General features: G+C 48.2%; 10 protein-coding genes. 5 read left to right on the top strand and 5 right to left on the bottom strand.

All coding sequences use genetic code 11. The features are described 5' to 3' along the window. Window positions 1–7: 7 nt before the first annotated feature. The gene (gene coxB / locus F458_RS0104845) at window positions 8–1,132 is read right to left on the bottom strand and encodes a cytochrome c oxidase subunit II (protein WP_026294502.1); all 1,125 of its coding nucleotides are present in this window, start codon (window positions 1,130–1,132) and stop codon (window positions 8–10) included. Between the two features lie 446 nt (window positions 1,133–1,578). Continuing rightward, window positions 1,579–2,208: a transcriptional repressor LexA gene (lexA, locus tag F458_RS0104840; protein ID WP_026294501.1), complete on the bottom strand. Its 630-nt coding sequence runs from the start codon at window positions 2,206–2,208 to the stop codon at window positions 1,579–1,581. A 332-nt stretch (window positions 2,209–2,540) separates the two neighbouring features. Here lexA and F458_RS0104835 point away from each other — a divergent pair, with 332 nt between their 5' ends. The 4 genes from F458_RS0104835 to F458_RS19035 all read left to right on the top strand — a co-directional run bounded on the left by F458_RS0104835 (window position 2,541) and on the right by F458_RS19035 (window position 7,344). After that, the gene (locus F458_RS0104835) at window positions 2,541–3,224 is read left to right on the top strand and encodes a hypothetical protein (RefSeq protein ID WP_018982255.1); all 684 of its coding nucleotides are present in this window, start codon (window positions 2,541–2,543) and stop codon (window positions 3,222–3,224) included. A 102-nt stretch (window positions 3,225–3,326) separates the two neighbouring features. After that, window positions 3,327–3,737 (top strand): DUF2177 family protein, encoded by a 411-nt coding sequence (locus tag F458_RS0104830; RefSeq protein ID WP_018982254.1) that lies wholly within the window; start codon window positions 3,327–3,329, stop codon window positions 3,735–3,737. A gap of 94 nt (window positions 3,738–3,831) precedes the next feature. After that, window positions 3,832–6,276 (top strand): glycerol-3-phosphate 1-O-acyltransferase PlsB, encoded by a 2,445-nt coding sequence (gene plsB, locus F458_RS0104825; protein ID WP_018982253.1) that lies wholly within the window; start codon window positions 3,832–3,834, stop codon window positions 6,274–6,276. Window positions 6,277–6,348: 72 nt separating this feature from the next. Beyond that, window positions 6,349–7,344 (top strand): Kelch repeat-containing protein, encoded by a 996-nt coding sequence (locus tag F458_RS19035; protein ID WP_018982252.1) that lies wholly within the window; start codon window positions 6,349–6,351, stop codon window positions 7,342–7,344. A 25-nt stretch (window positions 7,345–7,369) separates the two neighbouring features. Here F458_RS19035 and ilvA read toward each other — a convergent pair whose 3' ends face one another. Genes ilvA through F458_RS0104805 form a run of 3 tightly spaced genes read right to left on the bottom strand, consistent with a single transcriptional unit; the run spans window position 7,370 to window position 11,706 of the window. Beyond that, window positions 7,370–8,905 carry a threonine ammonia-lyase, biosynthetic gene (gene ilvA / locus F458_RS0104815; protein WP_018982251.1) on the bottom strand — a complete coding sequence of 512 codons (1,536 nt, stop codon included), beginning with the start codon at window positions 8,903–8,905 and terminating at the stop codon, window positions 7,370–7,372. Then, window positions 8,902–10,752, bottom strand: coding sequence for a dihydroxy-acid dehydratase (gene ilvD, locus F458_RS0104810; RefSeq protein WP_018982250.1), 1,851 nt, complete (start codon window positions 10,750–10,752; stop codon window positions 8,902–8,904). Before ilvD ends, ilvA begins: the two co-directional genes overlap by 4 nt. A gap of 21 nt (window positions 10,753–10,773) precedes the next feature. Beyond that, complete coding sequence (locus tag F458_RS0104805) at window positions 10,774–11,706, bottom strand: branched-chain amino acid transaminase (RefSeq protein WP_018982249.1); 933 nt, start codon at window positions 11,704–11,706, stop codon at window positions 10,774–10,776. Window positions 11,707–12,105: 399 nt separating this feature from the next. On the opposite strand from F458_RS0104805, the gene F458_RS0104795 reads away from it, so the two are divergent. Then, the gene (locus F458_RS0104795) at window positions 12,106–12,720 is read left to right on the top strand and encodes a trimeric intracellular cation channel family protein (RefSeq protein ID WP_018982247.1); all 615 of its coding nucleotides are present in this window, start codon (window positions 12,106–12,108) and stop codon (window positions 12,718–12,720) included. Window positions 12,721–12,757 lie beyond the last annotated feature (37 nt).

The following is a 12,757-nucleotide window of genomic DNA, read 5'->3' as shown; positions in this document are numbered from 1 at the left end:
TGCTCTCCTATTGCCCTTTATTGAATGCGTCGACATCTTTTGGTTGTACGATGTCCCCGGTGTCATTGCCCCAGGCGTTGCGTTCATAGGTAATTACTGCGGCTAATTCTTTGAGCGACAGCATTTTGCCGAAGGCCTGCATTGCGGTACCGGTTTTACCGTTTACTACAATGTCCAGATGCCCCTGCATATCTTCTAACGCAATTGCACTGCCTTTAAGCGCAGGAAACGTTCCGGGTAATCCTTCACCGTTTGGCATATGACAAGATGCACACGTTGCGTTGTAAACTTTTTTACCTTCCTCCATAAGCGCATCCATGCTCATATTCATCGACAATAAGCGCTGCTCTTCTTCTCTTGCCTTACGTTGAATCTCCTCTTGCTCTCCGATCCAGGAGGCAAACTCGGCAGGCTCTTTAGCGATTACCACAATGGGCATAAACCCATGGTCCTTGCCACATAATTCGGCACATTGCCCACGGTATAAACCTGGTTCATTGACCCGAGTCCAGGCTTCGTTAATAAACCCGGGGTTAGCATCCTTTTTGATGGCAAAGTCTGGCACCCACCACGAGTGAATTACATCGTCTGAAGTGATTAAAAAACGCACTTTTTTATCTGTTGGGATGACCAGCGGCTTATCTACCTCGAGCAAATAATTTTCACTTTTTTCGAACCGGTTATTGATTTGTTCACGCTGCGTGGCCAACAGGGAGTAAAAGGAAACCTCTGAATCCATGTAACGGTAATGCCACTTCCACTGTGAGCCGGTTACCAGCACGGTGAGATCAGCTTCAGAAGTATCTTCCATCGCGATAAGGGTATTAGCAGCCGGGACCGCCATGAAGATAAGTATCAGGAAAGGAACAATGGTCCAGGCCACTTCAACTTTAACGCTTTCGTGAAACTTGGCTGGTTTGGCACCGCGAGACTTACGATGCAGATACATGGATACAAACATTATGCCGAAGACCACCACGGCAATTCCGACACAGATAAGAAACATCAACATGTGCAGGTCGTAAACCTGACCGCTGATATCAGTCACTCCTTTGCGCAGGTTAATATCAGAAACAGCCTGTGTATCTGCCCGGCTGACAAATGATACTGAAAGAGTTCCCAAAACCATCATTGCGATACTCGCGAGCTTTTTCACTCAACACCTCCGTGATGGACGAATCATGGAAGGCGACTTTATCGACCATGGACTCGAAAAAATTGTGCGATCTTATGTGCATTTGATCGTTTATCTTTTTGTTATCATTATGTAAATGACAGTATAAGAATTAAACAAATTTAACGCCGAGTCTAGTCATTTAAGAAAATTTTGTGCAAAAAATTAGCAAGCGGTTGATCTAGGGGAGTCTTTTGGAAAAGAAAAATGGATGTGATTTGGTGGTTATTTCTAAAAAGGATCTGCGTTAAACGCGCTAGGGACGTAAAGCGTAAACTTTGTTCAATCCATAAAAGCGAGGTTTATACGCACCTGCAAAAATTCTTATCAGGGAAAGGCTGGGATAAAACAAAAAGGACCACACTGCAGCGAGTAAAATCGCTGCAGTTGATAGAGGTATTAAATTACATCCAGTCGGCGTTGCGAATAACGCCCACAGCAAGCCCCTCGATAGATAGTGCCTGAGCGGTTAAATCAACTTTAATCGGGGCAAACTCATCATTTTCAGCATGCAACAAAACTTCGTGCCCGCGTTTTTCGAAACGCTTCACAGTGACGTCGTCTTCTACCCGGGCCACCACAACCTGACCATTATGAATATCCGTGGTTCTGTGTACAGCAAGTAAATCACCATCCAGAATGCCGATGTCCTTCATACTCATGCCATCGACCCGCAGCAGAAAATCAGCATGGGGTTTAAACAAATTGGGGTCCACGTGGTAGTGGCTTTCAATATGTTCCTGAGCCAGAATGGGCTCCCCGGCGGCCACGCGCCCAATTAAAGGCAATCCCGGCTCGTCATTACTGGCTTCTTCTTCCAGAGGTGTCGTCAGACGTATTCCTCGTGACGTCCCGGCTAATATCTCAATCACCCCTTTTCTGGCCAGCGCTTTAAGATGCTCCTCTGCCGCATTGGCTGAACGAAAGCCGAGGCGACTGGCAATTTCAGCGCGGGTAGGAGGCATGCCGGTCTCGCGCATATTGGTTTTAATCAGTTCGAGAACTTCAGTTTGTCTGGGGGTAAGTGGACGCATACACAGCCTGGTTTTCCATACAGTTATCCTGCAGAGTATATACATGCAAATGAATTTGGCAAGCCGCGGATACTCGCAGGGCACTGGTTTTCCGCAATTTTCATTTATTCGGGCAGGAATGTTGAACCAATTCTATTTAACACTATTAGGTATGAAAACTGAAAAACAGGGTGTCGCTACTTTTTACACCTACCACTGAGCGGCTATAGAAAAATAAAAATAACCCTTAATTTTCAATATGATAAAAATATGGCACGGAAATGGCGACAATAGCGTAATCGCTGGCAAACGTATTGCCGCATATATGTATAATCAGAAGTAAGGATGTTCAGATGAAAAAGTCAGTAGCAAGTGTTTTCGCATTAGGTATGATATTGAGTAGCGCAGCATCAGCTGCACTGGTCGAGGTTGAATCCCCGGTATTAGTAAATACACTTTTCACCACTGAGTTCAAAGTTTCACAAGATATCAATGCTGCCGGCACTGGTGGGCAGCAGGGCAAAGATATTTTTCTGCGCAAAGGTAAAGATACTAATATTATTTCCGAAGACTATGACTGGAAGGCCGATTTTGATTATAACCAAAGCTTTGACTGGAGTCTGAGCCTGGCCAACTCTGGTACAACTACGCTGACGTTCGACGGTATCACTTTACAAAACATCGCCGAGGAAGGTACCTGGAACGGCCTGGAGTTTTTTATCAGGCAGTCTGGTCGTTCTCAAATGAATGATGTGTCAGTATCCACAACAGTAAACGGTCAACAAGTAGCCCTGGCAGAGGGCGCACAAAGCGGTGGCTTTACCTTTGCTTTGGAAGACTTTGCTGAATTTACGTCTGTTGCTGGCACCCTTAACTTTAGCTGGACGGCTGATAGTAATGTAATAAAACCAGAAGGCCGCGTGCAGCTTTCCATGAAAGCCCTTGAATTAGAGCCGGCTTCTGTTCCTGCCCCTGCCACAGCGCTGCTTTCGCTAATGGGCTTTGGGCTGTTAGCTGCTCGTCGCATCACAAAATGAAAAAGCGTTTCGATAGAGCCTGATCTTTCAGGCTCTATATTTTTTTAGTCTTGTTTATCTGTCACACTGAACCAAACCCTTCCTCTCTGCGTTACCAGTCTTATGAAGACAAAAATTTCAACATTCGCTTTAGCTTATCTTGCGGTTCTTATTGCATTCGGTGTTCTGGATGGAATTTGGCTGGGAGTTATCGCGATGCCAATGTATGTCGAAAATTTTGAAGGGCTTTTACGCGCTCAGTTTATTACCTGGCCCTGGATTCTGTTTTACCTGCTTTATTGCTTGTCAGTTGTAATATTGACGGTGATTCCAAATATTCATAAGCCTGTTGGTACTGCTGCATTTTACGGCTTTGTTTTAGGCGCCACAGCTTATGGTACGTACAATCTGACGGCGTACTCAATTGTCGCCGGCTGGCCGTTGAATATGACTGTAATTGACTGGCTTTGGGGATCTGTTGCGACCTGTATTTTGGCCGCTGCAGGCAGTGCTGTGGCCAAACTTCGCACGTAGCTGGCTTACCGCACGTTTACTCTGAGGCCTGTTGTAAGTATTACGAAAAACTTATGGTACACTGCGCCGGTTTTTTCTATACAGGATTTTTTTCATGTCGTGGATACGCAGAACGCTACTATCAGTGTTTCATTATCCCGTTAAGTGGCTGGTCAAGCCTCATACAATTCCCACAAACCTGGAAACCGAGCTTGGCATAGACAGCAATAAACCTATTATTTATTTGCTGCCGAGTAATTCCATTACTGACCAACTGGCGCTTCGCCAGGCCACAACAAAGATGGGGCTACCCAGTCCCACTGATGAAGTGTTGTTGGGCGACAAAGCGTACCCTACCTCATTATTTTTGCGCCGAACCCAACCGGTTCGCATGAACGGCAAAGCCAAAACCGATATTGAAACGGTATTTACCGACTTGTTCCATCTTCATCGCGACAACCCCCAACTTGATGTGCAGGTTGTACCGGTATTTATCTCATGGGGGCGAGCACCTGGTAAAGGCAAGCCGGGCTTTAGTGATCTTATCGCCGATGCGGCCACACCCAGCTGGCTGAGAAAGTTTTTTATCGTATGTTTTCTGGGCCGGGATAATTTTATCAGTTTCAGTAAATCAGTTTCCGCCAATGCTATGTCGACGCTTCATGGCAGTGATGCTCAGCTGGCTCACAAGCTTGTCAGGTTAGCAAGTACCCACTTTCATCGTAAGCGCCAGAATATGACTGGGCCTACGTTATTGGAACGCGAGGAACTCTATAATGCGGTGCTTGGTGCAGAATCCGTAAAGCGAGCCATTATTGAAGATGGTAAAAGCAAAAAAAGTTCTCCGGAAAAAGCACGCCAAAACGCCCGGCTTTATATTGATGAAATTGCCGCCGATTACCGCGAAGGATTGATACGGGTTGGTGACCGGCTGTTAACGCGCATCTGGAATAAGATTTATAACGGCATTAGCGTTCATCACAGCGAGCGTGTCCGGGAACTGGCCAGAAACGGCCATGAAATAATCTATGTGCCCTGCCATCGCAGTCATATGGATTATTTGCTGCTTACCTATGTTATTTATCATGAGGGTATGGTTACTCCTCATATCGCGGCCGGAATAAATCTTAATTTCTGGCCTGTAGGTAAGATATTTCGTCGTGGAGGCGCGTTTTTTCTACGCCGCAGTTTTGCTGGTAATAAGTTGTATACTGCTGTTTTTCGAGAATACCTGGAGTTACTGTTCAACAAAGGCTATTCGGTAAAATATTATCCAGAAGGCGGTCGCAGCCGCACAGGGCGTCTTATCCCACCAAAAACCGGCATGCTCGCCATGACCATGCAGGCGATGCTCAAGGGGGTCAACAGGCCGGTAAGCATCGTGCCCGTTTATATCGGGTATGAGAATGTCATGGAGGTCAAAAGCTATCTGAAAGAACTCAAAGGCAGCGGTAAGAAAAAAGAGTCCAATCTGCAGGTTTTCTCTGCGTTAAGAAAGCTCAAAAATTATGGGTATGGTTATGTCAATTTTGGTGAGCCAATTCACCTAAACAGTTTTATGGAAAAGCAGTTACCACACTGGCGGGATCGTGTGCCTTCTGATCCTGACAAAAAACCAACGTGGTTAACGCCTATGGTGAATGAGCTCGCCCATGAAGTAATGTTGCGGATTAATCGTTCTGCCGCGATAAATGGAATGGCGTTATCGGCGCTCTGCCTGCTTTCATCAAAAAATAAGACCATGAGTCAGGATGAACTGCAGCACTCTTTAAGTGCCTTTATGACAATGTTACGAGAAGCGCCATTTTCAGATGATGCCACAGTACCGGAGGAATCTGATGAGCAAATTCTTTCGCACGTTCTGAGCCTGAACCGCTTTTCAGTAAGTAATGACGGTTACGGCAGACTAATCCAGCCAAAGCCTGACTCAGCGGTTCTTTTGACCTACTACCGCAACAATATACTCCACCTGTTTGCGTTACCGGGCATTATCATGTCGGCTGTATTTGCCCATCGTTCTTGTCGCCGGGACTATGTGCTGCAACTGGTTGCAGCATTATATCCGTTGCTGCAACGCGAATTGTTTATACACATGACCCAGGACCAGGCACTGGCATATACCGACAAACTGATTAATCAAATGCTGGAACAGGGGCTACTCAGACAAAAAGATAAATCTTTGCATCCACCCGAGCCCAGCAATAAAGATTATCACTCAGCCTGGTTGCTAAGCAGATGTATGCAGGAAACCTTTCAGCGCTATGCTGTGGTACTGACAATTATTGAAAAAGAGCGGGTTATTTCACGCACTGAGCTTGAACGCACCAGTCGAAAAGTTGCCGAACGCTTATCGACACTGTACGGCATGAGCTCGCCGGAATTCTACGACAAAAACGTATTATCCAGTTTTATCAACGCTCTGCGAGAGAATCACTGGCTGGACTCTACCTCAGACGGGAGTTTAAAGTACTCTGAAGAAAGTGCAGCTTTGCGTAAAGACGTTATGGCGCTGGTTTGGCCGGAAATTATTCAGCACCTAGAAAATGTTGCGCTACATTAACTTATAGTAGTCCGGCGGTATTTTATGTACTGCCGGTTTTTGTATTCGCAATGGAAAGTCAAAAGGATATCAATGACACATTTTTTACCGAGCTGTCTGCTGATAGCGGCAGTTGTTGTGTTAAGCGCCTGCACTAGCAGTCACTCCTCCCACACTGACCCCTCACCAGCTTCAGATTTTGATACCGACTTGCCCTTTTCACTTGAGACCCCACGTTTTGGTGCCGGTATTGCCAATGACGGTGATGCGATTTACGTATTTGGTGGTTCAGGTGATGAAGAATGGCTGGGCGATGTAGAAATCATTGATCCTGCCACTGAAAATGTTCAGGTCATGCACGATCATATCTTACCTCGCCGCTACTTTTCAGCGGTCTACGATGAAGCCCATCATATTTATCTGATTGGTGGAATTTCCCATGAAGACAGCGACTACTCCTATGAAACTCGCGTAGAAATTTTCGATACCCGCAGTCGCACAATTTCTTATGCTGCGGAGTTGCCTTATCCCACCCGCATCAATGCTGCTGTGTATCTTGATGGTAAAATCTATGTCATAGGGGGCGGCCATCGCGATTGGGAAACCAAACAAATGAAGCGCTCATCGGCAATGGCAGTGTATGACATCGCTTCTGATAGCTGGTCGTTGGGACCGCCCATGCCCTCGGCAAAAGAAACCACTGCGGTCGCTTTTAAAGGAAAAATTTATGTCGTCGGGGGGTATGATGGCAACAGTGCCGTTACATCGTTTGAGCAGTTCGACCCGCAAACCAATACCTGGACAAGGTTGCCAGCGCTACCGCATCCGTTGAGCGCCCACTCGGCCACAGTTTGGGATGACAAGCTTTTTACCTTTGGTCATTATACCAATCTTACAGCAACACTGGTCTTTGACTTTGCGTCACAGCAGTGGCGTGAAGCCGATCTGAAATTGCTAGCCAGCAGACATAACCAGGCTACCACCATTAATGATAAAATTTACGTGATTGGCGGGCTGCAACCCGGGGTTAAGGTACTTGATGCTATTCAGGTATTTACACGTCAAGAATTAACTGATGCCGCCCGGTAAACGGGCAGCATACTTTTTCAGCTATTCAGGAGCCGGAAAGAAAGAACTGGTACGCCGGATCCTCGGTCACATCGTTAAAGGAATAATTTAGCGCCTGAAGATGGGCATCAAACGCCTCTCTGCTCTGCGGCGGTATATCAAAGCCAGCCAGCACAAGCCCTTTGGCTGCACCATGATTACGATAATGAAACAACGTAATGTTCCACTTGTCACCCAGCGTATTCAAAAAATTCATCAGGGCGCCGGGGTATTCCGGAAATTCAAACGCAAAGACGGTTTCATTCAAAATAGTCGGCGGCCTCCCACCGACCATATGTCTGACATGCAATTTAGCCAGCTCGTTGGCGCTCATATCGAAGCACGCAAAACCTTTCTCGGTCAAGTTGCTTTGCAGCGATGAAAACTCTGGCTGACCGCCTTTTAGCTTTACTCCCACAAAAATATGCGCCTCGGTCTCATTACCATACCGGTAGTTAAACTCAGTAATATTTTTGCCACCAAGAGCTTCACAAAACTGTTTGAATGCCCCGGGACGTTCATCAAGCTTTACCGCAAAGACCGCTTCTTTTTGCTCTGCCAGTTCGCAGCGCTCAGAAACATAACGCAGTGTGTGAAAATTAATATTCGCACCGCACAATATTCCACCGATGTTTTTGCCGGTTATACCATGCGCTTTCACATATTTGCGGATGGCGGCAACCGATAACGCGCCCGCCGGCTCAGCAATAACCCGGGTGTCATCAAATATATCCTTGATAGCGCCACAGATTTCGTCATTGCTGACCGTAATGATTTCATCCACGTACTCATTGCACAGGCGAAAAGTCTCCTGACCCATGGTTTTCACCGCGACGCCATCAGCAAAAATCCCTACCGACGGTAAGGGCACCGGTTTACCGGCCTTGCGAGCCGCAGTAAAGCAGGCGGATTCTTCTGATTCCACCGCAATAATTTTTATCTGCGGCTTTAACTGCTTTAAATAAACTGAGATGCCTGCTGCCAGACCGCCTCCGCCCACAGCCACAAAAATCATATCCAGATTAGGATTTTGTTCCAGCAGCTCACGGGCAACCGTTCCCTGACCGGCTATGACGTCGGGTTCATCAAAGGGTGGAACAAAGGTGTAACCGTATTCGTCAGCCAGTGCTCTGGCGTGAGCGCTGGCCTGATCGAAGCTGGTGCCATGCTGAATAACGGTGACCTGCTGCCCCCCGAACCGACGCACAGCATCCACTTTAATGTCCGGGGTGGTTTCAGGCATAACAATTGTAGCTTTAATACCCTTAACATTAGCGCCGTAGGCAAGTCCCTGGGCGTGGTTGCCGGCCGATGCAGCAATGACCCCCGCCTGCTGCTGCGCCTGTGAAAGGGTGCAGATACGGTTATAAGCACCCCGCAGCTTAAAAGATTTGACCGGTTGCTGGTCCTCGCGCTTTAAAAATACAGTGTTGCCCACCTGGTGCGACAAGCTGGCCATGGTAACCAGATCGCTGGTAACCGCCACATCGTAGACCGGCGCAAGCAGAATTTTTTTAAGATAATCGTGACTGCTCAGGGTCATATATCTTCTAACTTAGCCGCGTCACGCACGGCACCTTTATCTGCACTGGTGGCCAGCATGGCAAAATTTTTCAGTGACGCTGAGACGACACGCTGACGGTTAAGCGGTTTATAAGGCCGCTCGCGCTGCTCCATAGCTTCACGCCGGTGCGCCAGTTCGGCATCGCTGATATCAATATTGATGGTTCGGTTGGGGATATCAATCAGTATCTTATCGCCATCCTCGACCAGCGCAATGTTGCCGCCACTGGCAGCTTCTGGCGAGCAGTGGCCAATTGACAGGCCACTGGTGCCGCCGGAAAAGCGACCATCCGTGATTAGCGCACACTCTTTGCCCAGACCCTTGGATTTAAGATAAGACGTCGGGTAGAGCATTTCCTGCATACCCGGACCGCCACGAGGCCCTTCATAACGAATAATCACAACATCGCCAGCTTTAACCTCATCGCCTAAAATGCCTGCCACGGCATCATCCTGGCTCTCATAAATTCTGGCTGTGCCGGTGAATGTGAGTATCGACTCATCGACACCAGCGGTTTTCACTATGCAACCATCTTTGGCCAGGTTTCCGTACAACACCGCCAAGCCACCCTCTTGGCTATATGCATGCTCCAGAGCACGTATACACCCGTTCTCACGGTCTTTATCTGATTCCGGCCAACGACAATCCTGGCTGAATGCTTTGGTAGTGCGGATCCCTGCCGGTCCGGCGCGGTAAAACAGATCCGCAGTGCTGTTGTCAGGGTTGGTAATATCCCACTGGCTGATCACTTCACCAATACTGTCACCCAGCACATGGTGACACTTATCGCGCAGCAAGCCTGCTTTATTCAGCTCCGCTAGTATACCCAGTACACCGCCTGCCCGGTGGACATCTTCCATATGATACTGCGGAGTAGCCGGAGCGACCTTACACAGATGGGGAACCTCCCGCGACAGCCTGTCGATATCCGCCATGGAAAACGGGATTTCTCCCTCCATCGCGGCTGCCAGCAGGTGTAAAATAGTATTTGTCGACCCACCCATAGCAATATCCAGACTCATGGCATTTTCAAATGCCTCAAGATTGGCGATATTGCGTGGCAGCGCGCTGCTATCATCATTGCCGTACCAGCGCTGACATAGCTCTACGACTAAACTGCCGGCACGCTTAAACAACCCTTCACGGTCGGCATGGGTAGCCAGCATAGAACCATTACCCGGCAGCGCCAGTCCCAGCGCTTCGGTAAGACAATTCATAGAGTTGGCGGTAAACATACCAGAGCAGGATCCACAGGTTGGACAAGCAGAGCGCTCAATTTCGGTGCTGTCTTCATCGCTGACGCTGTCGTCTGCCGACGCCACCATGGCATCCACCAAATCAAGCTTGATAAGACGATCGGAAAGCTGCGTCTTTCCGGCTTCCATCGGGCCGCCGGAAACAAAGACCACCGGAATGTTCAGGCGCATGGCGGCCATCAACATTCCTGGTGTAATCTTGTCGCAGTTTGAAATGCATACCAGAGCATCGGCACAATGGGCATTAGCCATATATTCCACAGAGTCTGCTATGATTTCCCGTGAAGGTAAGCTGTACAGCATTCCGCTGTGGCCCATGGCAATGCCATCATCCACTGCAATAGTATTAAATTCTTTCGCTACGCCGCCCGCCTCTTCAACACTGCGGGCGACCAGTTGTCCCATGTCTTTAAGATGCACATGCCCCGGTACGAACTGCGTAAAGGAATTGGCGACGGCAATAATGGGCTTTCCAAAGTCGGTATCTTTCATACCTGTGGCACGCCAGAGTGCGCGTGCCCCTGCCATATTTCTTCCCTGGGTGGTGGTTGCAGAACGTAATTTGGGCATAAATGCTCCTAAGATCAGGGGTTAATCATAAACTGGCGTTAACCAGTTCCATTTATCTTCTGTGGTGCCATTGAACAGGCCAAAGAATTTTTTCTGGACGGCTTCGGTTATTGGCCCACGGCCGCCGTTACCCACCGGTATGCCATCAACACTGCGTACCGGTGTTACTTCAGCGGCGGTACCACACATAAGAATCTCGTCCGCCAGATACATGGCTTCACGAGCAATATTTTCTTCACGCACCTCGTAACCCATGTCACGCAGCAGCGTCATCACGGTATCCCGAGTTATACCGGGCAGAATTGCCGCTGTTTTTGGGGTGGTGGTAACAACACCATTGCGAATCACAAAGATGTTTTCTCCGGCGCCTTCACTGATATAGCCATTGCGATCAAGGGCGATGCCCTCGCCATAGCCATGACGCCGCGCTTCCATGGAAATTAGTTGTGAGGACAAGTAATTACCACCAGCTTTGGCGCCTGTTGGCATTGTGTTGGCCGCCAGACGGTTCCAGGATGAAATGCCGGCATCGACACCATTTTTTATTGCCTCATCACCCAGATAAGCGCCCCACTCAAATGCTGCGATGGTCAGCTCAGTTTCCTGGCCAAACGGAACCTGAAGGCCCATGCCGATATCACCGTAAAATGCGATAGGACGGATATAGGCAGATTGCAAATTGTTTTTTCGAATGATGGCCAGGGTCGCTTCGTTAACCTGATCCAGCGTGTAAGGAATTGTCATACGATAGACTTTTGCCGAATCAAAAAGGCGACGATTGTGCTCCTGCAGGCGGAACACACAAGTACCTTTATCTGGCGTTTTGTAAGCGCGGATCCCTTCAAAAACTGAAGAGCCGTAATGAATAGCATGAGTCATTACATGCACGGTGGCCTCTTTCCAGGGTTTGATTTCACCGTTAAACCAAATGTATTCAGCAGGTTGCTTAGCCATGTTTATTCCTTATCTACGGGGCATGATTGCCCGGGAACTGCGAAAACTGCAGTAAATTAAATGTTCAGCGCAAATGATACAGCAGCAGAATAAAAAGGCCCAATGGGGAACCATTTTAAGCTATCCGAATGGACAGCATTTTTTACATTTGGCTAACTTTTACGGCGCAAACAAGGAAGTGAGCTCCCGAAACAGGGAGATACCTGATGAAAAACTGCGCGACTACGCAGATGCAGATGTTCGGAAATTTTTTGGCGTGAGCGATGTTTTTGCTCGATTGTTACAGGCTGGCTGACCCGTAACAAAACGCGTAATTAAAGAAATAGCACGAAACAGTGGTCTTTTTCAACCAATTTAGCCAGACTATTCTTTTTATTATCTGCCAGAAGGTCTTCCTGAATGATTGAAAACTGGGTCCATGCACTGAACTTGGCCGGCGTTGCGGTGTGTGCAATTTCCGGCACACTTATGGCTTATCAAAAGCGAATGGATGGGTTTGGTGTCGTACTACTGGCCTCGGCGACCGCTATCGGTGGCGGCACATTGCGGGATATGATGCTGGATTTACCGGTTTTCTGGATTGAAGATACTGATTATCTGTACGTTACTTTTGCCGCAGCCTTTATCACTATTATCTGGCTGCGCCTTACGTCAATGTTTCCGTATCACTATCTGCTAGTTGCCGATGCTTTCGGGCTCGGGCTGTTTAATGTTGTGGGAATTGAAAAGGCATTAAGTATCGGCTCGGGAATGGCCGTAGCCATTGCCATGGGTACCATTACCGGTGTGTTTGGCGGGCTGACGCGCGATGTAATCTGCCGGGAAGTCCCTCTGGTACTCAACGGTGAATTATATGCCATTACCTGTATTGTGGGCGGCGCGGCCTATGCGTTGCTTTACTATCTTAACCTGCCTGACACCTGGTGCGTAACGGCCGCATTGGCCACGACGGTAATTTTACGCCTGGGCGCAATGCGCTGGCACTGGGAGTTGCCGGTATTTAAGAGCGAGTAAAACCGCCCAACAGAACAGTTCCGGAAACAGCACCAAG

The organism is Salinimonas chungwhensis DSM 16280, from assembly GCF_000378185.1.
In the GTDB taxonomy this organism is placed as follows: domain Bacteria; phylum Pseudomonadota; class Gammaproteobacteria; order Enterobacterales; family Alteromonadaceae; genus Alteromonas; species Alteromonas chungwhensis.
Note: the sequence above shows the minus strand (reverse complement) of the source record. Positions and strands in the feature narration are given on the sequence as shown.

Excerpts from the sequence above, each read along its gene's own strand:
- coxB (WP_026294502.1), bottom strand. The coding sequence starts at position 1,132 with ATGATGGTTTTGGGAACTCTTTCAGTATCATTTGTCAGCCGGGCAGAT.
- F458_RS0104805 (WP_018982249.1), bottom strand. The coding sequence starts at position 11,706 with ATGGCTAAGCAACCTGCTGAATACATTTGGTTTAACGGTGAAATCAAA.
- F458_RS0104795 (WP_018982247.1), top strand. The coding sequence starts at position 12,106 with ATGATTGAAAACTGGGTCCATGCACTGAACTTGGCCGGCGTTGCGGTG.
- ilvD (WP_018982250.1), bottom strand. The coding sequence starts at position 10,752 with ATGCCCAAATTACGTTCTGCAACCACCACCCAGGGAAGAAATATGGCA.
- plsB (WP_018982253.1), top strand. The coding sequence starts at position 3,832 with ATGTCGTGGATACGCAGAACGCTACTATCAGTGTTTCATTATCCCGTT.
- F458_RS0104830 (WP_018982254.1), top strand. The coding sequence starts at position 3,327 with ATGAAGACAAAAATTTCAACATTCGCTTTAGCTTATCTTGCGGTTCTT.
- ilvA (WP_018982251.1), bottom strand. The coding sequence starts at position 8,905 with ATGACCCTGAGCAGTCACGATTATCTTAAAAAAATTCTGCTTGCGCCG.
- lexA (WP_026294501.1), bottom strand. The coding sequence starts at position 2,208 with ATGCGTCCACTTACCCCCAGACAAACTGAAGTTCTCGAACTGATTAAA.
- F458_RS19035 (WP_018982252.1), top strand. The coding sequence starts at position 6,349 with ATGACACATTTTTTACCGAGCTGTCTGCTGATAGCGGCAGTTGTTGTG.
- F458_RS0104835 (WP_018982255.1), top strand. The coding sequence starts at position 2,541 with ATGAAAAAGTCAGTAGCAAGTGTTTTCGCATTAGGTATGATATTGAGT.